We start from the raw sequence: 22,615 nt of genomic DNA, 5'->3' as shown, positions 1-22,615 counted from the left end.
ATTGTATCGAAATATGTATAATTTTATCCTATACTGTCTGTTTATGGCTCAGCATAGCCTATTACAGACAACAAAAAGAGCCTCTCCTCGACAAGAGAATTATGCATGTGAACTTCCTCGCTTACAGTTATTTGATTTATCTATACATGGAAATACCCGACCGCATGCGGTCGGGTTCTTATGGCAGGAATTAGATTATATATTAGCTTTCTAGCGTTGTGTGACTAAGCAACACTTAGTAACACCAACTTACTCATCTACCATACGTTTCTTGTACACGTATAAACACAACGCGTACATAGCAATGATCCACAAACAAATGATCCCTAAATTTGACCATACATCGGTTAAACCGGCGCCTGCTTCCACTTGAGCAGCTAAGTCAATAAGCTGTAGGTTAGGCATATACTCAGCAATGGCTAGAAACGGATAATCTTCAATAAACGGAGTAATCGCAGAGCCAAAACCAAACACTCCCATAGCCGGCATGACCGCAACCGATGCTTCCATAACTGATTTAGTCAGCAATCCGATGAATGTTCCTAATCCTAGATAAAAAACGGCAGATAATATTAGAGCAATCGCCACAACGAACATATTTTTCGGATTATAATCGGTCAAAAAGGCCGAAAGGATAACAATAACGGTAGTGGTGATAAAGCTTAATAAGCTTTTTCCGCAAAAAATCTCAACAATACTAGCTGGCGACAACATCAGACCGCGCAGTGTATTCTTTTCTTTCTCTTCTGCGATTAATGCGGATTGAACGTACGTAGCTACGAGAATAAACGTCAAGTTGATGGCCATATAGGGCACATTTAAATTATCCGTGCCGATACGACTGTAAAACGCAGCCAATATCAACGGAAGAAATATCGTCGTCGAGACATATAAATTTCTGGATACGTCTCTATAGTCTTTGTGTAAAATTGCAAATACCCGTTTCATTGAAAATGTCATGATAATTTCCTCCCTGTTACATCTACAAAGATATCGCCTAATGTTGGATAGTTTGATTGAATCGACGCAACCTGATTCGTGCTCATATATTCAAACATCTGCTGTGCTCCGTCAGTTCCCTTCGGTACAACAACCGTAGTGCCGTCAGTCAACTCCACCGTAATCGTTGCATCTCCATGCTGCTCACGCAGCTTCTTCGGTGAATCGAGCAATTGAATCGTTCCATTGTTTAAGAATGCCACTCGATCGCATAGGGTTTCAGCCTCATTCATATCATGCGTCGTCAAGAAAATCGTCGTGCCCTTCTCTTTCAATTTCAGTAAGCCTTCATAAATATGTCTCGTGTTGACAGGGTCCAGCGCCGATGTTGGTTCATCAAGAAACAACAGCTCTGGCTCATGCAGAAAGGCACGGGCTAAGATCACCCTCTGCGTCATACCTTTGGATAACTTAGAGACCACCTTTGCGCTCTCTTTCTCCAAATTGACCATTCGTAAAACCTCGTCGATTCGAGTGAGAGGCACATCATATAAGTTGCAATAAAGCTTCAAATTATCATGAACGGACAAGCGACCATATAACGCGGTGTTGTCTGTAATGACGCCAACTTTTTTACGATACTTTTCTTCCTGTAATTTAATCGCAGGCACTCCGAATACATATGCGCTCCCCGAGGTCGGTTTTGACTGAGCCGTTAATATTTTTATAGTAGTCGTTTTACCCGATCCGCTTGGTCCCAAGAAACCGAAAATTTCGCCCTTTCTTACATTAAAGGAAACGTCCTTTAACGCCCTTGTATTAGAAAATGATTTCTCTAGCGAAGTCACTTCAATAATGTTTTCCATACCGCTCTCAACCTCCGTTGTGTTATCCGATCTACCTTAATCTTAGGTCAGACCGAGCAGCGGCGCATTATAATCCCATCGAAAGGAGCATACAAAGGGGTGAATGGTGCTTATTTAGCGGTGAATAGCGCATAAATCACACTGTTTGGAGCATCTCATTCCGCGAATGGAGCTTATTTAAGCCCCATCATCTCTTTTAATTCCGCCATTTTTGTCTTTGACAACGGAACGGATGATTTCAAATGATCATCGAGCACAAGGCTATAGCTATTGCGAGTGAAGGTTACGACTTCTCTTACTTTCTGAAGATTAACAATGTATGAACGATGGCAGCGGAAAAAACCGTATGTCTGCAATCGTTCCTCCAGCTCGTTAATTTTGAAGGTCGTCGGATACATCTCTCCCTTAATATAGAGATTGGTTTGTCCCTCGCTGCTTTCGATATAATCAATTTCCGGTGGATTGAATAGTATTATTTTATCGTTCATCCGTGTTGGAATTTTCTCGAATCTGACTAGTTGAACGACCGGATCTTCCTCGTCCGGCTCTTCTTCGCTCACTTCGTTCGATAAAGCCTCTTGGTTATCTATTTGATCTGAAGGCAGCGTTGGCTGATCATCCTCTGGATCATGAACCTCGAATGCTTTTAATCCTTTCTCGTCCAGACGATAGACTCGGCTCGTCACGCTAAGTGCCGTTTCCATATTCCCCGTCAGTACCAGAATACCTTTGCCGTTTTCACTAAGTACCCGAACCATTCTTTGAAATACAAGCTTCGTCTCATTATCTACATTCTGATCTGGCTCTTCAAATACAAACAGCGCAGGATCTTGAAATAGCAAACGAGCATACTGTATCCGTCGTTTCTCTGATAAGCTGAGCTTCGCTAAACGTATATTTGCTTTCATGTCGAGCTTTACGATACGGATCACCTCATCGATTACTAGGCCTGACCCGTACAGTTTTTTGAAAAAAGCAAAGTTTTCTCTTACCGTAAGCCGCTCATAGAACCCTTCATCTAACCGCAACAGCCCCATTTGCAACAAATACTCTCCTCGATTGCTCGCGAAAGCTTCTTTATTCACTTGAATTTCTCCGCTTGCGACCGGTAATTTCCCTAACAGCATAGCTAATAGCGTATTTCGTACATTCATGCTCGAATAGAGTGCAACAACATCATGACGAGCTACCTCGATATGAAAAGCCGGGAACACCAGCACATTTTCCGTATATCTCTCCAACTCATTAATTTCCAGAATAGCCATAGGATCACCTGTATTATATATAGTTTAAATGTCAATTTCTTCATTCAACTTATCTATTATACATGACCAAAACACGATGATGAATACAAAAAAATCCACAACCGCATACGGTTGTGGATTTAATAGACAGGCAAGCTTAGCAGTTTATATTCCCACCCGTCTTCACCTGTTCGAACCCATTGCCTGAATTTTTATTTTAAATTTCACGTTTACTTCCGCCTTAGACAAAGCTTCCCCCCAGCTATCCTGAACTTCCTTCCAGTGTGCGTATTCAAAAGCTCTCGCATGTAAACCGAGTCCAATGGGATCTATTTTCGCCCCTTGTATTTTCTTTAACAACTGTTCCGCTTGTTTATGAAGCTCTTCTTCCATTTGTTTCTCTAATTCCGGTGCGTTCTTCTCCACATCAAAATGAAAAAGTCGTTCAGTCATGACAATGCCCATCTTAACGCCAATATCAAATTTAAATCGACCATCGGCGAAATCGACCTTTGTTTTCACATGAATAAGCGTAGGGTAAAAACTCATCTTATTCTCCTGGGCCAAACCCTCGCTCGGCTGCTGAGGCAGGCTGAGCGTAAATGAAAATACTCCACTCGTTTCATCTTGTAAAATTTTCAGTAATTTGGATTCATCAGTATTCAGGCTTAATTTATATTTACCTGAATGATCCAGAAGAGCCGTGCCTTTTATTTCAACTTGACTCGTTTTTTTTATCTCTGTCACACTAGGAGTCATCCCTTTTTCCGTATACTGACGATGAAACTCTTGAAGTGTCGTTTTCACCGTAAGATTTTGTTTATTAGCCGTTTCAAGTAGTTTCAATAAATACAAAGGAAGACGCGGTTTATCTTTAGGTGTAAACATCGCAATATCCGAAACCGGCCCATCTACCATCACAACTCGGGCTATCGTTGTATTTTTCCCATCTCTGAACATAGTGTCCATAATATTAAACCAATCTTTATGCTCAAGAACACGCTTGCCGATGAGAAACACTTGAATTTTACCTCTTCTCGTCAAAGCTGTAATTGTAGAATCAAATCGATCCCTGGAGTTTCTAATCGTAATGGATTTAACAATCGTATCCTCTTCCTTATCTTTCGCTTCCTTATAGAAGACCGGACTTGAGGAAGAAACAACAAGATGCCCCTCCTCATCCAGATCTACTCCTAACATTAAGCTCAGTGATATATCCTCAATGTTAATCCGATCAATACAACCCGATAGAACCGAAAGCGACAACAGTAGACAAATAAAGAAAACCGCTCTCACAGGCTATCACTCCGTTTTAATCGTTTGTATATAATCACGTAGAGGTAAAGGAACACTGGAAACACATAAGCTATCCATATCCCTGTTATGCTAGTGTATTGGACCCACTTATCTGTTTGATTCCATGAGGGATGAACACAAAGGACCAGTACAACAATTGATAATAAAAGAATACTTGCGATTGGAGCTGTGTTCTTTGTCCCTAATAGAAAGCTTGTACTTGAGACTACTCCGTATGTATATGGGAGCCAAGAGGTAGAGACAACAAACAAATAGAGAGCCAAAAAAATCATATCAAAACGTTCCAAAAAGTTAAGCTCGATCATTTTCAACAAATTAAATACCGGCTCATTATAGGTTATAATCCCGTCAGGGCTAAAATAAGCGAAGCAAATCAACGTAACTCCTAGGTAAACAAATAAGGTAATGGAGTTAGCTATAACCATTCCAGGAAGAGCCAAATGTTTTTTTTGCAGAAAAGGATACAACACAAAAACAATCTCAAAGCCGATAAATGAAAACGCTGCTGATCCTACACTTTCAAATATAGGCATCCACCCTTCTTTAATGAGCGGAAGCAGATGCAGCCAGTGACTGTCTCTTATAGGGATTAACAAGAGGAAAAACATCCAAATTGTCAAATAAAAAACAAGTTCAGTGTATCTGCCCAAAATAGTCAGCCTTTTTCCTGCAATAAAAAAACCTGGCACAACGAGTAGAAACATCACAATATAATCCGGGGTCATTTGCAAAAACCATTGATTCATATATAACATCGCCAAGGTCAATACGATCAATGCGCAAAAAGCAAAATAAGCAATAATAGGGATGGCCATGACCTTCCCTACAAATTTGCCAAAGAGACGGATTAACAAGTCGAATATCGTATCGTCTGGGTACTTCTCGAAGGTCTTTATAATAACAATACTGGCGATCAGATTCATGCAATATCCGATAATCAAGGATATCCAACCATCAGTCCCTGCTTTTAGTGCGAGCGTTCTAGGAAGAGAAAACACCCCGGTTCCTACTTGGCACCCGTGAATGATGAAAATAAACTGCATAAATGTAATTTGGCTGCGTCGATATTGTTTCAAGAATCATCACCATCCCGATGATCTTTCTGCCTAATGGTCTGCATTGACATCGTGCTTTTCGGGCGCTTGAGCATAGACCATACAGGCAAACGAATAAAAACATCCTTCATTTCAGAAAATCTCCACGGCGCTAATGGGGTTCCATAGGGCACTCCGAGTGATTCCATCGAAACGAAATGAGCAACTAATACTGTTGCACCGACAACAATGCCCACAATGCCAAACATGGAAGCAAGAATCATGATCGGAAACCTCATCAGCCGTATGGAAGCACCCATATCATAGTTCGGAATGATAAAGGAAGCGATCGCGGTAGAGGAAACGACAATAACCATAATATTACTTACAATTCCGGCCTGAACAGCCGCTTGACCAATAATAATGCCCCCGACAATACCGATCGTTTGACCGATCATTGCGGGCAGACGAATCCCTGCTTCTCTCATCATTTCCAGCACAATTTCCATCAGAATCGCCTCTATAATTGGTGGAAAAGGAACCCTGGATCTTGTTTCAGCAATTGAGAGAATAAATTGGACCGGAATGACCTCGTAATTAAACGAAATAAACGCTATATAAGCAGACGGTAAAAACAAGGCGATAAATAAAGCAAAGAAACGCAAAAGTCGAATAAACGAAGATATCAACCAGCGACTGTTATAATCATCAACGCTTTGAAAATAAGCGATAAAGTTTACGGGAGCAATCATCACGGTGGGAGATCGGTCTACGACCACTGCGTATCTTCCTTGAAGAATATGTGATGCTGTTGTATCAGGCTTCTCTGTCAAAATAACCTGTGGGAAAGGGGAATAGGGATTATCCTCAACGAACTCCGCTAATTCACCTGTGTTCATAATCGCATCAATATCGATATGGTTTATCCTTATTTCTAGTTCCTCGAGAACTTCCGGATTGGCCACATCAGCCAAATATAAGATCGAGATCTTTAATTTTCCGCGTTGGCCTACAGTTAGCTCCTTAATCTTCAATTCACGGTTGGGAATGTATCTGCGAATCAATGCAATGTTTTGGCTCCCTGTTTCAACGAAGCTCTGATGTGCTCCTCGAAGGGAAGCTTCTATGCGTGAGTCATCAACCGCTCTTTGCGGCCAACCTTTCGTCTCATACAAGTAAACTCTCGCATGGCCTTCGACAAAAAGCACACTGTCCCCTTGCAGAATGGCACTTTCAATATGAATCCACTCTGTTTCCACACGAATTTGTCCCACACTGACTTCGGGCAGTCGATCATATTGCTCAGGATCACCGTTAATTAATGCATGTAAAATATTGTTGTGTATAAATTCCTTATTAACTAATCCGTCCAAAAAAACAAGAGTCGCTGAAATACCATCCTGATTCGTCTGAATCTGTCTGATCGTTAAATCGGGAGTTAACGTAAATAATTGCTTCAGATATTCAATGTTAGCGGACATCTCTTTACTCAGAGGGACCTCTTGCAGGGAGCTGGCAGCCTCATCAGGTATCCGTAATTTCGATTTACGGTTTCCTCTAAAAAATTTCATATTCGAAAACACAAGGAATCATCCTATCTTGAACAGTCTGTGGATTGGAATCAGTCATTCCAAGGATCGACATAAACTGACAAAAAGATACTCTTGATTCGTTAAAGTGGAAACCATCAAAATCTGTACTGCAATAAAAAAAGCCCTAACTCTCACGTAGATCGTGAACCAGGGCTTCGTTCCTATTCGACTTTACTCGTTGCTATATTCCCCAACAATTTACATGCTATTTATAGTTGAAACTTTATTCAGTAACCGGTTTTGATTCTGTTGATATTCATTTAACAGATCATCTAACTCTATCGATATCTTTAGCACCAATTCAGAGGATACACCATACATTTCGCTGATTTGATTCATCTCAATTCTTTTTTGTTCGATAACCTGTTTGAGTTGAGCTAACCTTCCCACAGTGTACCCCCTCTGACTCCAGATCTTCTGGCCATGAAGAATAACGGAGTCTAAAAGAACTCTCACTACTGGCCTTTCACTTATCTCTCTGCGGGTACAGAAGCCATCTGCTTAAGAACATCAACTCATCAACCCCTATGTTTAAGGGGCATCAATTAAATCCCAACGAATCAATCCTTTATATTGTGCGGCATAGACAAAGGGATTGATTTTCAACAATATCCCTTGATTCGTTGCCCATTGGATGTTCACCTCCAATTGATTTTCAGTAATACCCTCATAAACATACATTGGTATTCCAGGTTCCATCATTGTTTCATTTCCATGCTCATCAACAAATATTAAAGCATCCGTCAAGTAGTGCCCTTCGATATCTGAAAACTCTTCAGTCAAGGTCGCTGATAGACGCCATGGGCTACCTATTGCACGCGTATCTTTCACACTGATGTCCCAATCATTATTTCGTTCTGAAATAGTCGATTGACTTGAAATCATTGTATTCTCAAAGCTAACCTGATCAGCTACAGTTGTAAAAACTAGTTTTCCGGTAACATTAACAGTTAAGGTTTCAACATTAGATTGCTGACCCCCATCATCTACAGCATAGACTGTAATTTGGTGCACGCCTAAGGATAATTGCTCTGCAGGTATAGCGTATTCATAGTTAACTTGTTCGCCTTTATTAGTCGAATTTGCTGCACTGGGAGCGAAGTTAACTGCTGCATCCGAATCTATTGCATAATATAAATCCACCGTATCACTATCAAGATCGCTCCAGCTTCCGATAATGGGATAGGCAGTGCCGAAATCAACAGGAATTTCCATATTCGCATCTACTAACGTAACGGTCGGCGGACTTACAACAATAATCTTTAAAACAGCAGTTGAATAGGCCCCTAACGGGTCTCTTACTACGACTTCCAATTTATTTTCACCTAATATCAAATGATCGTTTGTGATCAGAAAGCTCCATGGTACTGGATCATAGGAACCGCCATTATCCAGCTCTTCAGTATTCAGCAAGGTTCCATTCAGAGCATAATATACTGTGTTTTTGGAATTATCAAGATCTCTCCAGATTCCTGTGGCTTCATAAGCTTCACCAACCGTAATATAAATAGGACCAGCTTGATCGATTGTCACATCGGGTGCCTGGTTTGTTGAAATGAAATAACTCACCGGTGAAGTATGGATAATATGGTTACTTCCCATAAAATCCGTCTTTTCCGTAACTGAAGCTGCTTGTGATATGTTATTTACTTTGACCTTAAAAGAAATAATCTGTTCACTATTAGCAGCATTCATGTCTGGAAGATTAACGGCTAGCGTTTTCCCTGTCCATAAATTATCAGCTAACGCTATGGTCCCGCTGCTATTTGTTAATGTTAATGAATTCGGTACATACGTAACATGAGCATTAATCATTGTTTGAGCGATAATATCTTTCCAGTCTTGTTTACCCGAGAGATATTTCGCCGTGAGGGTATAGGTTAACTCATCACCAATAAAGACGGTGGCTCCATTCACATTGTGCGAATCATCGCTTTTGGTTATCGTTTCTGTCACTTCACTGTTTACCAATCCCGGCACGTTTTCAAACGCAACCAGATTCCAGGCAGTATTACCTCCGGTTGCACCCGTAAATCCCCAATAGACTTGGTTCGCACCGAAGACGTCTTGAATATTGATGGGGATATCGACCTTATTAGTACCCGCTAGTTGATAGGATAGCATGCTGCTCGCCGCATTCCACTTCACTTCGAATTTACGCCATGTATCATTTGCTAATGTTCCAGTGTATTGGAGATTATTATGATACATTTTTCTTGACCACTCAAATAGACTAAGCCGCCAATCTTTATAAGTGGTTGATTTACCAGGATAATTCCAAGCAATGTGGTCATTATTTTGATTATCATAATCAAACCGGCCACCACCTGAGTCATTGTTGTGCCACGTATCAAACTCAACCGCTAAACTGTTTTGAATTCCGTTAAATGGACCTCCATTGTTAGTTGCTGCCCACACCCCAAGACCGCCGGCACCGTTAGGAGACAATGCGTTTGTGCCCCCGGGATCATTATGCATAACAAATACAATACCGTCCGATGCATTATCTCCTTGATTTCCGAAATATATATACATTGAAGCCACAAAGTCTTGTGTTAAATCCATTAGATTATTGCTGGTTGACCAAATTCCGCCTTTTTTCCCGGTAGCCTGAGGAGTGATTTCAACGATTGAACCGTCAATAATGGAACTGTTCGAGCCCGTTGGTAGCGCAAATATATTATCCAGATTAATCTTGGCTGGAGGTAGATTTGCAATTGCAAAACTTTCAAATAGTGTCTCGCCATAGGTAGCATAAGTAACATCAACAACGGAACGACTATGTTCCGGAGAAGCCAAAACTATGCCCCTATCTGGCACCGTCCGCACAACGATGGGTAACAGAATACAAATAATTAATAGGAGTACAACCTTAATATGAGGAAATATTTTGTTCTTCATTTCGATTCCCTCTTTTTTTCTTTATCAGCAATACAATAATAATGAAAACTAATGCTAAAATGATCGATCCCATTATCCAATAAAGTAATGTATTATCTTTCTCGGCGATGCTTTCAACAGCATTTTCCTTGATTTGTTGCGCTTCTTTACTTTTGATTTCAAACATTTTATCAAACTTCCAGGTTTGGTCGCCGTCACTCGCCGTTACATACAAATGATATTTTCCGGGTTCAAGCTGTTTAGCATCCCAACTTATCGGAAAATCAAAATTAGAATTCGGTGCCATGGATAATTTACTTTTTGTCGTTTCGTGAAGCGTCTCTTGGCGGCCTTCTTTAGTGACTCTGGCATCTACTTTCAAATTATTTATAATTACGGCTTCTGTATTTTGCAAATTGGCGGTAACAACCGGACGATAGTTCATTAACCCTGCCTGAACTTCATTCAACTTTAGATTTGGCCGTACTATTTTTGCAGTTTCGGATAATTTCACGCCAATCACATAGGAAAATTCATTTTTTAATAGAACACGTTGTTTGGCTTGTGTTTCTTCAGCTTGATTGATTTTGTGAATGTGGAATCCGCCTAAAATAATGCCATCAAATGACTTCTCGGGCATTTGTATCGTAAACGGCACATCCTTCTTTTCATTGCTTTTTAACGTTACTTTTTGTCTTTGAGTAATAATCTCAGAAAATGAATACTTCAATGAGCTGTCTTTTTCATGTTCATGTTTGCTGTAATCAATGACTCCGTTTTGGTTCGTTATCGCTGTGTTGGGTTCAATCATCAGTTCTATTTCTTCGGTCGATCCGTTTTTCACGGTTAACGTTATCGTTTGTTTTGAACCGGGACTCATTTTCAAGTCAAAATAGGTAAGCTTTTTATTGATTTGATTTTCGGGAATATTGGCTTTGACAGAGTAATTCATTGATCCGGCATAAGCCGATTCATTGTTTGCAACCATCCCCCACCCAATCCATAATGAAACTAGAAGCATTAATAAACCTTTTTTCATTCAAAATCCCTTCCTCGTTCAAATGGAACCCTGTTCATGCCAACAAAACAAAGTTGAACCCGGCTTTCAATAAAGAAAGCCTAGTTCGACATTTGAAACGATTTAATTGGGTGCGTTAGATAATTCCCAAGTAATTACGGCCGTATAATTGATCAGCGTATCTGCCGACCCCTCCAAAACCTTTAATTGAACATTTCTATTATCGCCTTCCGTTCCGGAGAAAACATCGACCCAGGTTCCGCGGCCGGCGCCTTCTTCAGCAATCATCACTCGTTTTACATCTGTATTATCAAAAACAACGTCATACGCTGCAGGAGGAGCGGATACATTGCCGGACAGTGATTTTACTTGTCCGTTTCGAAACAATAATACGGCGCCTGCCAACACTTTCCCATCCTCGCTTTTGAACTCGGAAGCCCGTGCCTTCAAAGACCATCCTTCTCCGGTACCGCGTTTATCTGTAACTTGTACATACGGATTTTTATTTACGGCATAATATGTTATGTTTCCGCTAGCAATTTTTTTGGTTCCGAATTGAATATTGGAGACATAGTCAAGTGTCAACTTTCCACTATTTCCTGTGCCCCCATTTCCCGGATCTACAGGATCAATCGGTCCAGCCGGATCTGGTTTATCCGGATCTTCAGGATCGACCGGTTTTGTTGGCCCCTCATCAGCAATAAAGCTTATGGAGTTGCTTGAAACGGTTGAATCCACCCCATTTGCCTTGACCGGATAGCTTGGATAGGCTGCGCCGGCAAGAATAAATCCTAATGCCAGTACCTTAATAGCCCTCATCCGTCTTACCTCCTACTGTGAACTATTGCGGTGCGTCCAGCAGACTCCAGTACAATGTGGAAGCATAGTCTCCAATCAAGTTTCCGGCAGGGACTTGAATAGTCACGCTGGTTGCAGTAAATTTATCTACCCATGTTCCCAAACCTGTATCAACTGCTGCAACCATCAGGTTTTGCGGTGCGGTTACATCCGAATCTGTGCTTAATTGAACTTCTCTTGCATCGGGCGTTGCGGAAACATTCAAGGGAGTCGTCTCTAACGTTCCAACCGGAAGCGTTACAACCGCACCTTTCAACACTATCGTATCATCGGTTTGATCTTTGAATGGCGCAGCCGACACTTGCAATGCCCACCCCGCTCCCGTTCCGCGAGTATCTGTCACTTGAACGTTTGGATTTGTAGTCGTCGTTGAATAGGTTACTTTTCCGCCAGCCAATTGATGCGTATCGAACAGTAGCGGCGAGACATTATCAATGGTTAATGAACCTACATTTCCGGTTCCTCCGCCCGGCACGCTTGGTATGATTGGTGTCGTTGAACCGGCTCCTTCAGTTATCGTAATAGTGCCTTGAGAATTGGCTGTTGAAACACTCGCCGCACTTGCTGCTGCGGGGAACGCGAATAATAGTATAGCTTGTGATAATAGTAATGCTTTTTTTACTTTCATTTGTAAGTTCACTCCTAATGGTATAGTTTCTTGTTAACTAACTCTCGTTAGCCTGTATTATGGGTAACATATTTAGTGAAATCTTCACAAGTCAATGACTTACTAAAATAAAAACCTTGATAATAGCAGCAACCAAGCTTTCGCAATATCTCTATTTGTTGTTTTGTTTCCACACCTTCTGCTACAACCATGACATTCAATTTCTTACACAAAGAAATAATGGATTCGACAAGGAGTTGTCGGTTCTTACAACTTACGATTGTACGGATCAAAGCAATATCGAGCTTTACACAGGTTATATAATAATCACATAGATACGACAAAGAGCTATGTCCCATGCCAAAATCATCAATAGATACATTTATCCCCATAGCTTTCAACTTCTCAAAGTTGCGACGAATGGAGTGACTTTGAGAAATTGCGGTTCGTTCCGTAAGTTCTAGTTCCACATATTTAGGGTCAATAACAGCTTTATTCATGCATACCTGTATCGTCTGAATAAGCTGATCCTCCTCTAACAGCTGTTGGGGATCCACATTTATCGAGAGTACCAAGTTGCTATGACCCAGTAAATGCCATTGCTTTAAATCACTTAATGCCTGATTCAAAATCCATGTATTCAATTGATTAGTAAGACCTTTTTCTTCACAAATAGCTACGATTATGGCTGGTGATATTTCGCTATATACTGGGTGATTCCAGCGAAGTAAAGCTTCTGCCCCGATTACTTCACTCCGACTGTTTACTTTTGGCTGGTATTCTAAATGTATAGTTTTTTTCTGGCTTTTAAATCCGGCCTCCAGTTCTATAGCCAGTAAACTACGAGAAAACGAACCAAGCGCATCATCGCAATTTTGAAGTTTGTTATGTGTCACTATTTGGATATGTTGATTTCCCTTTAGCTTCTGCTGGAATGTCAAAGTATGCCGTCGATGCCTGTACTTTCTCTTTAAGCGTTCGGGGTTCAGCATAGTGAGCTAAAAATACCTCCTTCCTGTACATAAACTCCTCAATAAGCCTTTCACGAGTAATCTATATCTGTCGTTTATATGAAAAGCTCAAGTGATTCCTATATGAAGAAATTATAACTAAAATACCCAGTTCTCTGCTAAATACGTATTAAATGATGGTTCTTTTGTTCCAAATGAGAGGACCCGCGGAGTTTTTATCGAAATGGGAAAATAAGAATGTGGTCGTATGGGGGTAAAATAAATTTTAATCTTATATAAAAAGGATGACTTCCAACTCAGAAGTCATCCTTTTCTTGCCGATAAAACATTATAATTCTACTGTATAGGGATATGAAGTTTTGTAATGAATATTTTTTCTATTGGATCTATTTCCATGAGAACTAATCCACCACTATTCTCAATAATTTCCTTTAATATTTTTATGCCAATACCATGATTGTCTTTATCTTGTTTAACGGTAACTAGCCCTTCATCGTCAATTTTTATTTCTCCGTTAAATGAATTTTTGATCAGAATACATGACCAGCCTTCATTTGTACAACTTGAAACATCGATAAACCGATTAGCGTAATTCTCTAACCTATAACATGCTTCAACGGCATTTCTTAGCACATTTGAAAAAATGCGGATGATGTCGATCTCAGATAGTGCAATCTGAGGAGGGATGTGTACAAGTGCTGAAAAACGAATATGATATTCGTCACATGTGTTTGCCGCATCCTGCAAGATTGCATCTAGTATAAAATTGTTGGAATAATTCTTATGAACTAGAACACTATTGTCCATTGTATGCTGAATATCATCTAATAATTTTGATGCTCTATCAATCTCATTATTTTTAAGTAAAGTCTTAACTAATGACATTATATTGTTATAATCATGTTTAAAATTCCGGAAGCTTTCCGTGTATTTCTGATACGACTTGTAATGTCTCAGTTGGCGTTCGAGTTGCTCTTGCAGTTGCTTGGTTTGTCGCTTATATTCCTGAAGATATGCCACCCGAATCGTTTTGTTCCAAATAACCAGCATTAGACCGAGACTCCAAATACATGATATTAAATATAACATTGTAAACCATATTGAGGTCGATTCAACAAATCGCCCGTCGAAGATCAACATGAGGTATAAAAGTAATGCCGTTAGAACAGCGACAATATATTTCATTTGGCCATCGTTACGACGAAATTGTCTCACATACAATTCATTAGCAATCGTTTTTTTAATAATATAAACAAAAATGATTGAAGCCGTGACTGCAATCATAATAGATGTATAAAAATACTCGCCTTGAAGAACATATTTAACATCCTCGCCCAAAATCAATGCAAATACCGAGACCACAATTCCTTTAAAGGAGTTAAGAATAAAAATATAAACGATTCCGCCATACACCATTTGTATGGGCTTAACTTTAAAGAGTATTTTAAGTCCCAACATAAATAAAATACTCTTAGCCAAAACCCCAGTTTGCGGAAGTTGCACATATTCCATGAAAATATAACAGGCAACATTGGATGAAACGACAATAGCATAGTTAAGCCAGTGGCCTCGATTTGCCGGATAAACTTCTCTAAAGTAAAGGAGGAATCGGATATTATAAACAAGCAATAAAATAACAACTAAAAATTGCACATTCGTCACCTACTATTTATGCATATATTGGCGTAAATAGATTGAAAATTCCTGTTTCACTAATCTCATATAGGTCACACCGATTGGAATATGTTCACCTGTCTTTAACTGTAAACCTTGAGTCTGGAATTTTGCGATATATTGTAAATTAACCATATAAGAGCGGTGAACCCGGATAAAACCCTTTCCGTGAAGCTGCTCCATTAATTGATCCATTGTTCCATAAAATTCAACATTCTTATTTCCTTTATAGTGGGCCGTAACGACTCGTTTTCTAATTTCAAAATAAGAAATATCCTTCATAGGTATGACGTTGCGGGAGTAGCCGGATTCACATATAAACATACCCCCTTCTTTGACCTCAGCTAGTGCAATAGCCCTAGCAAGAATTTGTTCAAACCTTTCAGTTGTCGTATCATGCTTAATCAGATACTGAACCGGAGAGATATCAAATGCTTCGAACACATAATCATCGCTAGATGTAAGGAATATAATTTCTGACTTGCAGCCAAGAGTTCGCAGTTTTTGGGCAGTTTCAATACCGTTCATGGACCCCATCATAATATCCAAGTAAATAATATCCGCTTGATTAGGAGAATCAAGCATGTGGAACACCAAAGATTCCCCATTTTGAAAAGTGAGAACATTAATTAATATTTGATTTTTGCGTGCAAATTCGGAAATAAGAAGTCGGTAGTCATCTAACATTTGTTGATTGTCATCACAGAGAAAAATTGTTAGTACCACTGTCCATCTTCCTTAACTGTTATTGTTATCTGGAATAGTAAAATCAATAAAACTATTATATCACTCACAAATAAAAAATAGGTTATATGTCACTTGATAAATATTCCCTATTCAAAAAATGGTAATTAAAAACTATTCATCTAATTAAGCATAATTATCATATACAATGTTTTTCTTGTTTTGTGTAAGTTTTGATCTCGATTAAGGTCAATTTGTTCCATATGACGTATAGGACTAAAATACACCACATAGGGTGACGCAGTAGATTTGTTTCCTTTTGTTTCGTTTATATCAAAGCTTGCAGACGAACAATCGCCTGCGCTCGATCGACGACATCCAATTTCCCATAGAGGTTGCTGATGTAATTACGGGCCGTACCCTCGGCTATGTAAAGCTCATCAGCGATTTCACGGTTGTTCAGTCCGCGAATAATGAGCTGTGCTAATTTTTCTTCACGCTCTGTCAGCTTAATGACATCCGGATTGGATTTTTGAATGTATTCATAGTCATCTGTGATCCTATTCATCCTCTCCGCCAATTTAGCGGCAACGGATGCCGGAAGAATAAACTGGCCGGACATCGTATCACGAATGGCTGCGATCATTTTATCTACATCCATATCCTTAAGCATATAGCCGCTCGCCCCATTCGCCATGCCTTCAACAATATAGTCTGCATCAATGAAAGTCGTTAGAATTAAAATAAATATTTTGGAATCAATCCGTTTTAATTGCTTTAAAGCGCTAAGCCCATCCATAACCGGCATTTGAATATCCAGCAGCATGAGATCCGGACGCAATGTCTCTGCCAGCTCGCATGCCTCTTTTCCATTCCTGGCTACACCGATTACTTCAAAATCATCTTCCAGATCAAGTATTGTCCGCAGTCCTTCCCGAGTCAGCATCTGATCATCGGCAATAACTATAGTAATCTTTTTCATTCCCTACCTCCATTCAATCGCATCTAATATGGTAAATCTATCTTCAGTAGACAGCCTCGATTGGGCAACCGTTCAATCGTAAGGCTGCCGCCCAACTGTTCAACGCGCTCCTTCATTGCCTTTAATCCAAAACCCATCGTAATTACACTGCCGCCTATCCCGCTGTCTTCAAGTCTAAACTGTAAATATGCACCGACTGGTTGCAGATTAAAGCGAAATTTTATACTCCCGCCATGGCGAATACCATTGGTTAAGCCTTCCTGCAGCGCATGATAGATCGTCTTCTTATGAGCTACGGACAGTTTCGGCAAATCATGAATGGCTGCATCAATGACAACTTCCATATTGCGCTCCGTATCTCGAATGAGCTTGTTTAACATTTGTCCAAGATCGGCAAACCTGTCCTCCTTCAACAAATGGACAGACCCTCGAATTTCATTCAGGCTGTGCCGAACAAGATCCTGTGCTTCCTTCAGACGTTGAATGCCGCCCTCCATATCCTTATGCAGAAGGCGCTTTCCAGCCTCAATTTGAAGGATCGTCGATGTAAGTGAATGTCCGACAATATCATGAATTTCATGAGCGATACGATTTCGTTCCTCATAAACAGAAGCTTCAGCCAGTGCGGCTGACGTCTCGCGCATCGAGCGCTCAAGACTGCGAGTTCTCTCTATTACTTGATCTTCAAGATTATTTTTAAGATATTGAATCCCCGAGTAAAGTCTAGCATTTTGGATGGAAATGGCGCATTGGGAACCAAGCAGCTTCAACATATCCAGGCGCTGAGGCGTAAATATGCTCGTTGAAAGCTTGTTTTCCATATAGAGTAAACAAATCAGCTTGTTCTGGTTCATAATAGGAAGGCAAAGAACCGATTTCAATCTGTTGTTCATGACATACGGATTCCGTGTAAACATCCCCTCTTTGGCAGCATCATGCAGCACAACTTCCTCTTTCGTTCTTGCCGCATATCCAATGATCGCCGCTGGAACTTTGTCCGATTCTTCCTCTAGAGGAATGGTTTCGATGTATTGCTCCTCGGCAGTCCCATATGCTTCGATAACCCATTGATCCTCATGACCAAAAATGAGCACACCGTATTCCGCTCCCGCATTATGAAGCATGATGCGCATCAACGTGCCCAGCAAGCGATTCATCTCCATCTCGCCCGATAACACTTGCGCTGACATGACGGCAGAGAGATAATCCACATTATCCAATCCCGATTCTCGCCTAATGTGCAAAAGGTTTCCGTATTTTTGTTCAAGATCAGCTACTTTCGCCATCGCTCCCCATTGAGTAAACGCTTCATAGGCTTCCGTCATGTTGATTTTCGCGAGCTGCTGTTTACCTTGACGAAGAGCGAACTTGGCAAAGCACTCCGCAGCCATGCCCAAATCGTGAATAAAACCGTACGTGCGTGCTGCCTCGATCGATTTCTCGTAAAACTCTTCGGCTTGTCGGTTCTTTCCGTTAATCCGCATTATCTCTGCTTTGATGAGTAGATATTTATGCTTATAATTTTGAGGGCATCGTGCAGCATGCCCCTTCATGCTCTTCAGATTCTTTCGCAAGTTTACCCGAAATACCCTTTGTTCCTGATCCGATGCATCCTCGTACAACTGTGCCCATACTAAAGCTTCGTACATACATTGAACGGGGTTATCGTATTTTTCTTTACGCTTGCTAATGATCACAGCCGATCTCTTCAAAGCCTCATGTGCAGTATGATATTGACCGAACATATAACCAGGCAAATACTGAAGAGTGCAGACGAGCTCTTGAAGCGTTTCGGGCTGGTCTCCATTAACCGATTCGGCAAAGCCATCACTATATATATCCGATTCCTCAAATGGGTCGTTTGGTGCTCGATATCCCGTCAAACGAGTGATAAGCACCGCAAACACAGTCACCTGCTTCCAATGAAGGCCCTTGTTATTCCGTAAAAACTCTCCCGCATGAGCAATTAACCGTTCATAAATATCGCCGAGCGGGTGTCCAAAATGCATTAAAATACCACAAATAACGATTACACTTTGATTGCCTTGCCAAACATCTCCAAGCTCCAATCCTATCTTTCCAGCGTGCTCAGCAAAATCGTCCAGTAACGACGGTTCATATTGCCGCCAGCTATCGTAACACAATGCGAATGAAGTACGCGCCTTAACATGTAGTGCCGGGTACGGCTTCGATAAATGACAGCCGAGCATTCCCCACTTGAACGCTTCCTTATAATTCCGAGAATAAAAATTCAGAAATAGGGTATATCCCATAAAAGCGATCGAAGACTCCGGGGCCATGCCGTAATCAAGTGTCATCTCGACCATTGCGAACGATGTAGCAATCCACCCCTTTTGGTTTACAAAAAAGGAAGCATTGGACGTATAAGACATCGCGGTCATTGCTATTCTGCGAACCTCATCAGTCATAGGCGGCAATAAATGTATCGATTCAATCGGATGCTTCCGTATTTTCCGGCTCATTCTTATCCACTGCACCGTCAGTCCGAACATGCTTGGATCGAAATTATGACGCAAGTTCAATAGTTCCATCGTTTGACGACCTATGGAAATAACCTGTTCATAATTCTCATGCGCTGCCTCCAATTGTATCTTCACCGTACACACGAATGCCTTGTCCAGGTTCGTCTCTGCTTTGCTAATTAACAGATTAAACAAATCATTCGCCTTTGCAAAATGACCAGTTAAATATTCAATCTCAGCACGTTCTCGGAAGGCTCGGAAGGTTTGAGTATAGTTATCCTTCCAATCTTCTTCGTTCATTAACGCAGTAGCATGTCGTAAATAACCTAAAGATGTCTCATATGCGGTCGATTGTTTGGCCTTTAATCCCGCCTGCAAGTTCAGTCCCGCGAGCTCCTGCTTCTGCTCTGGGCGTTCAATCCGTTCCCATGCCTGATTGAAATGATTAACCGCTTCAAATATATTCGTTTCCTCGCTGGATTTCATGCGATCCGCTAGCAGCATTCCGATTTTCCAGTGCAGATCGGGACGCTCATCTTCGGAGACTAGTGCATAGGCAGCCTGATGGATACGGTCATGCTGAAATTGATACGTATTACCGTTTCCTGTGTTAACAGGCTGTAATAGTTGTTCACGCTCGGCAACCCCAAGCACTTCGGTCAGCTCCTGCAGGGATAAATTCGTAATAGAAACGAGCGTATCCAAATCAAAGCTTGTACCCAGAAATGCTGCCCGCCCCAGCACATTAACCGTCCGATCAGAGAAGAGCTTCATTTTCTCTGATATATAATCAGCAGCATTGGTAGGAACATTCCTTTCGGCAATACGCGGCAAATTCCATTTCCAACTTCTGCTCGTTTCATCAAATAGGACGTGTTTATCATCGACCAAGTCCTGTAGAAATTGCTTGAGAAAGAATGGATTTCCCTCTGTCTTATGAAGCAATACCGCAGCAAGCTCAATCATTCCGTCTGCTTCGTAACCCATGGTATCGTTTAGAAGATGGTTCAAATCAGTAATTTCCAGCGCGTTCAAATGAATGCGGCTCTGGAGCATGTTGTTCTCTTCAAGAGATTTCTCCAAACGAGTGAGCGGATGCTGCTCTGTAATCTCCCCATCCCGATAGGCCAAAATGACGAGCAGATGTTTCGTTTCCCTGTCCACTAGAAGACAAGCAAGATATTGAAGAGAAGCTTCATCCGCCCATTGAAGATCATCAAAAAACAAAACCAAAGGGCAATCCGGTTGTAGAAATAACTTAATAAATCGGTTAAGAACAAGATGAAAACGCCGTTGTGCTTCCACCGACGGCAACGACTGTACAGGCGGTTGCGCGCCAACCAGCAATTTAAGCTTTGGAACAAGATCAATAATCAGCTGTCCATAACCATCTAACGCATTTAAAATACGAAGCTTCCAAATCTCCACCTGCAGCTTGCTCTCCATGAGAAGCTGACTAACCAATTCATCAATGGCTTGAATCCATACGTCGTAAGGCAGTGCGGTTTGCTTCGGATTGTACTTACCCGTAACTATAAAACCATCGGAAGACATCGACTTCCGAAGGGTTTCCTTTACAAAGGTCGTTTTGCCAATTCCTCCGCTGCCACTAACCCAGATGACCTCCGCTGTGCTCAAAGACGTTCGCCGCAGCGCTTCTTGTAAGATCTGTTGTTCGGTGTGCCTGCCGTAATAATGTTCAGAAATAATCCAACGATCTGGAATATCTTTCGTTGCCAGTACAAAGGGTTTGACTTCTCCCGAATGCTGAAATTGAATCAGACATTTCTCTAGGTCCGACTTCATACCGAATGTGCTGTTATACCTCGCATCCGGCATTTTCTCCATGCACTTACCTACAATCTCGGAGACCATCTTAGGTATAGAGGGCAACTTCTTATGCAGCGGCTTGGGTATGCTGGCAAGATGATGATAAATGACACCCGGTACATCCCGGAGCTCGAAAGGCACACTTCCCGATAACCACTCGTATAAAGTAACACCGAGCGAATAAAAGTCCGAGCGATAATCCGGTATCATCGCCGTTCTGCCCGTCTGTTCCGGAGAGATATACGACAATACAGAATCCGGTCTACTTGTCGAAAGCGATAGAGGACTTTTTTGCAAATCGGTAGAGCACATACGGATATCGACAAATTTCACATCACATGTATCGGGATTGACGATTAGATGAAAGGGGGTTATTTCATTGAGTGTAATTTTCTCGCCGTGTATTTGCATAAGACAATCGGCTAAAGCTACAGCAATGCTTAGTTGTGCCGAATGCATGAATGGATTAACGCGCGTTTGCAATATTTGATCAAGGGTATATCCCCCGATATCCTGTAAGATTAAATAAGGCCTATCCGCGACAATTTCTAAGCTGTACGCCTCCAGCGTTCCTTTTCCATCAAGTTTCATAAGCATGTCATACTCATATTGAAAAGAGGCAACCACATTTGAGTCTGGAAATAAATCACATGTCGTTTTGGCAATAACAAGCATATTATCCTCTTGCCGCTGCATTCTATATAGCTTTATATCATTATTACTACTAATTATTTCTATCATTTGATACCCTGGTATCTCTATCACGAAGCCACACTCCCCAGTTACCATAATGTGTCCATTATATAAAAAAACAGACCGTCCATTGGATAGTCTGCTGCCTATTTATTAAATTACTTGAATATTCGTTTTCTATGTTTATTCCCGATTTTGTACCACAATTCGGTATGCTCATCCTTGAAGAAACGAATGCCAATTAAACGTAAAGGCGTCCAAATCTCTCTAAACATGATATACTCTGCCACTATTCTCACCTCGGGTATTAATTCTATTTGCTCTATGTTTTAGTTACTTCTAGCACTTTCATGAACCTAACATCTTTTAACATTATAATATAAAATAACCAAGTAAAATAGTGACTGCTGTCATAACTGTTGTCATATGACAGCAATTAGTAATATTATACATATAATGCAGGATTCGAACTATAGAAAAAATGCGATAAAACACAAAATCCACAACCGCTATGAAGTGACCCCATAAAGTTAGACAGGTTATTTCATTAGGCGACTTTTTGGGAATGAGTTCGGTACTGTTCCGGACTCATTCCCTTTAGTTTTGCCTTAATGCGCTTGTGATTGTAATAATCAATGTATGTTGAGAGCTCTTGTTTAAAATGCTCAATACTATTAAATTCGTTTAAATAAAGAAATTCAGATTTCATTGTGCCAAAGAAACTCTCAATGACGGCGTTGTCGTAGCAGTTGCCTTTGCGGGACATACCTTGTTTGATACCACGCTTTTCAAGGGCATGACGATACGGTTTCATCTGATAGTGCCATCCTTTATCAGAATGAATCAGGAGCGTATCTTTGTCTGCTAATCGTTGAAATGCTTGATCTAACATTGTGGAAACAAGAGAATAGACTGGTCTTGAACCGATCGTATAGGTAATGAT

The 22,615-nt window shown here is 40.9% G+C and carries 17 protein-coding genes; all 17 read right to left on the bottom strand.

What is annotated here, in order from left to right; genetic code table 11:
• Window positions 1-249 precede the first annotated feature (249 nt).
• Window positions 250-960 carry an ABC transporter permease gene (locus AC0YN6_RS18695; protein WP_475748650.1) on the bottom strand — a complete coding sequence of 237 codons (711 nt, stop codon included), beginning with the start codon at window positions 958-960 and terminating at the stop codon, window positions 250-252.
• Entirely contained in the window at window positions 957-1,805 is an 849-nt protein-coding gene (locus tag AC0YN6_RS18690; protein WP_475748649.1) for an ABC transporter ATP-binding protein, read from the bottom strand. Before AC0YN6_RS18690 ends, AC0YN6_RS18695 begins: the two co-directional genes overlap by 4 nt.
• Before the next feature lie 173 nt (window positions 1,806-1,978).
• Window positions 1,979-3,070, bottom strand: coding sequence for a LytTR family transcriptional regulator DNA-binding domain-containing protein (locus tag AC0YN6_RS18685; protein ID WP_475748648.1), 1,092 nt, complete (start codon window positions 3,068-3,070; stop codon window positions 1,979-1,981).
• Between the two features lie 162 nt (window positions 3,071-3,232).
• A complete protein-coding gene (locus AC0YN6_RS18680) occupies window positions 3,233-4,345 on the bottom strand; it encodes a Ger(x)C family spore germination protein (protein WP_475748647.1) in 1,113 nt (370 codons plus the stop codon).
• Window positions 4,342-5,442, bottom strand: a complete 1,101-nt coding sequence (locus AC0YN6_RS18675; RefSeq protein WP_475748646.1) for a GerAB/ArcD/ProY family transporter — start codon at window positions 5,440-5,442, stop codon at window positions 4,342-4,344. Before AC0YN6_RS18675 ends, AC0YN6_RS18680 begins: the two co-directional genes overlap by 4 nt.
• Complete coding sequence (locus AC0YN6_RS18670; RefSeq protein ID WP_475748645.1) at window positions 5,439-6,983, bottom strand: spore germination protein; 1,545 nt, start codon at window positions 6,981-6,983, stop codon at window positions 5,439-5,441. The genes AC0YN6_RS18675 and AC0YN6_RS18670 overlap by 4 nt, the downstream gene beginning before the upstream one ends.
• A 207-nt stretch (window positions 6,984-7,190) precedes the next feature.
• Window positions 7,191-7,382, bottom strand: a complete 192-nt coding sequence (locus AC0YN6_RS18665) for an aspartyl-phosphate phosphatase Spo0E family protein (RefSeq protein ID WP_475748644.1) — start codon at window positions 7,380-7,382, stop codon at window positions 7,191-7,193.
• A 141-nt stretch (window positions 7,383-7,523) separates the two neighbouring features.
• Complete coding sequence (locus AC0YN6_RS18660; RefSeq protein WP_475748643.1) at window positions 7,524-9,893, bottom strand: L-type lectin-domain containing protein; 2,370 nt, start codon at window positions 9,891-9,893, stop codon at window positions 7,524-7,526.
• A complete protein-coding gene (locus tag AC0YN6_RS18655; protein ID WP_475748642.1) occupies window positions 9,865-10,911 on the bottom strand; it encodes a WxLIP family cell surface protein in 1,047 nt (348 codons plus the stop codon). Before AC0YN6_RS18655 ends, AC0YN6_RS18660 begins: the two co-directional genes overlap by 29 nt.
• A gap of 102 nt (window positions 10,912-11,013) precedes the next feature.
• Window positions 11,014-11,709: a WxL domain-containing protein gene (locus AC0YN6_RS18650; RefSeq protein ID WP_475748640.1), complete on the bottom strand. Its 696-nt coding sequence runs from the start codon at window positions 11,707-11,709 to the stop codon at window positions 11,014-11,016.
• 22 nt (window positions 11,710-11,731) lie between these two features.
• Complete coding sequence (locus AC0YN6_RS18645) at window positions 11,732-12,376, bottom strand: WxL domain-containing protein (RefSeq protein ID WP_475748639.1); 645 nt, start codon at window positions 12,374-12,376, stop codon at window positions 11,732-11,734.
• Between the two features lie 47 nt (window positions 12,377-12,423).
• On the bottom strand, window positions 12,424-13,296 hold the full coding sequence (locus tag AC0YN6_RS18640; RefSeq protein WP_475748638.1) for an EAL domain-containing protein: 873 nt from the start codon (window positions 13,294-13,296) through the stop codon (window positions 12,424-12,426).
• A 366-nt stretch (window positions 13,297-13,662) separates the two neighbouring features.
• Window positions 13,663-14,979, bottom strand: a complete 1,317-nt coding sequence (locus AC0YN6_RS18635; RefSeq protein ID WP_475748637.1) for a sensor histidine kinase — start codon at window positions 14,977-14,979, stop codon at window positions 13,663-13,665.
• A 12-nt stretch (window positions 14,980-14,991) separates the two neighbouring features.
• On the bottom strand, window positions 14,992-15,726 hold the full coding sequence (locus AC0YN6_RS18630) for a LytR/AlgR family response regulator transcription factor (RefSeq protein ID WP_475748636.1): 735 nt from the start codon (window positions 15,724-15,726) through the stop codon (window positions 14,992-14,994).
• 286 nt (window positions 15,727-16,012) lie between these two features.
• The gene (locus AC0YN6_RS18625; protein WP_475748634.1) at window positions 16,013-16,666 is read right to left on the bottom strand and encodes a response regulator; all 654 of its coding nucleotides are present in this window, start codon (window positions 16,664-16,666) and stop codon (window positions 16,013-16,015) included.
• Window positions 16,667-16,689: 23 nt separating this feature from the next.
• Window positions 16,690-21,744 (bottom strand): AAA family ATPase, encoded by a 5,055-nt coding sequence (locus AC0YN6_RS18620; protein ID WP_475748633.1) that lies wholly within the window; start codon window positions 21,742-21,744, stop codon window positions 16,690-16,692.
• Between the two features lie 475 nt (window positions 21,745-22,219).
• The coding region (locus AC0YN6_RS18615) for an IS3 family transposase (protein WP_475748632.1) at window positions 22,220-22,615 on the bottom strand (396 nt) is incomplete at its 5' end.

The sequence above is a fragment of the Paenibacillus sp. J22P15 genome, from assembly GCF_056269345.1.
The sequence above is the reverse complement of the archived record's forward strand: the minus strand, read 5'-3'. Positions and strand labels throughout refer to the sequence as shown.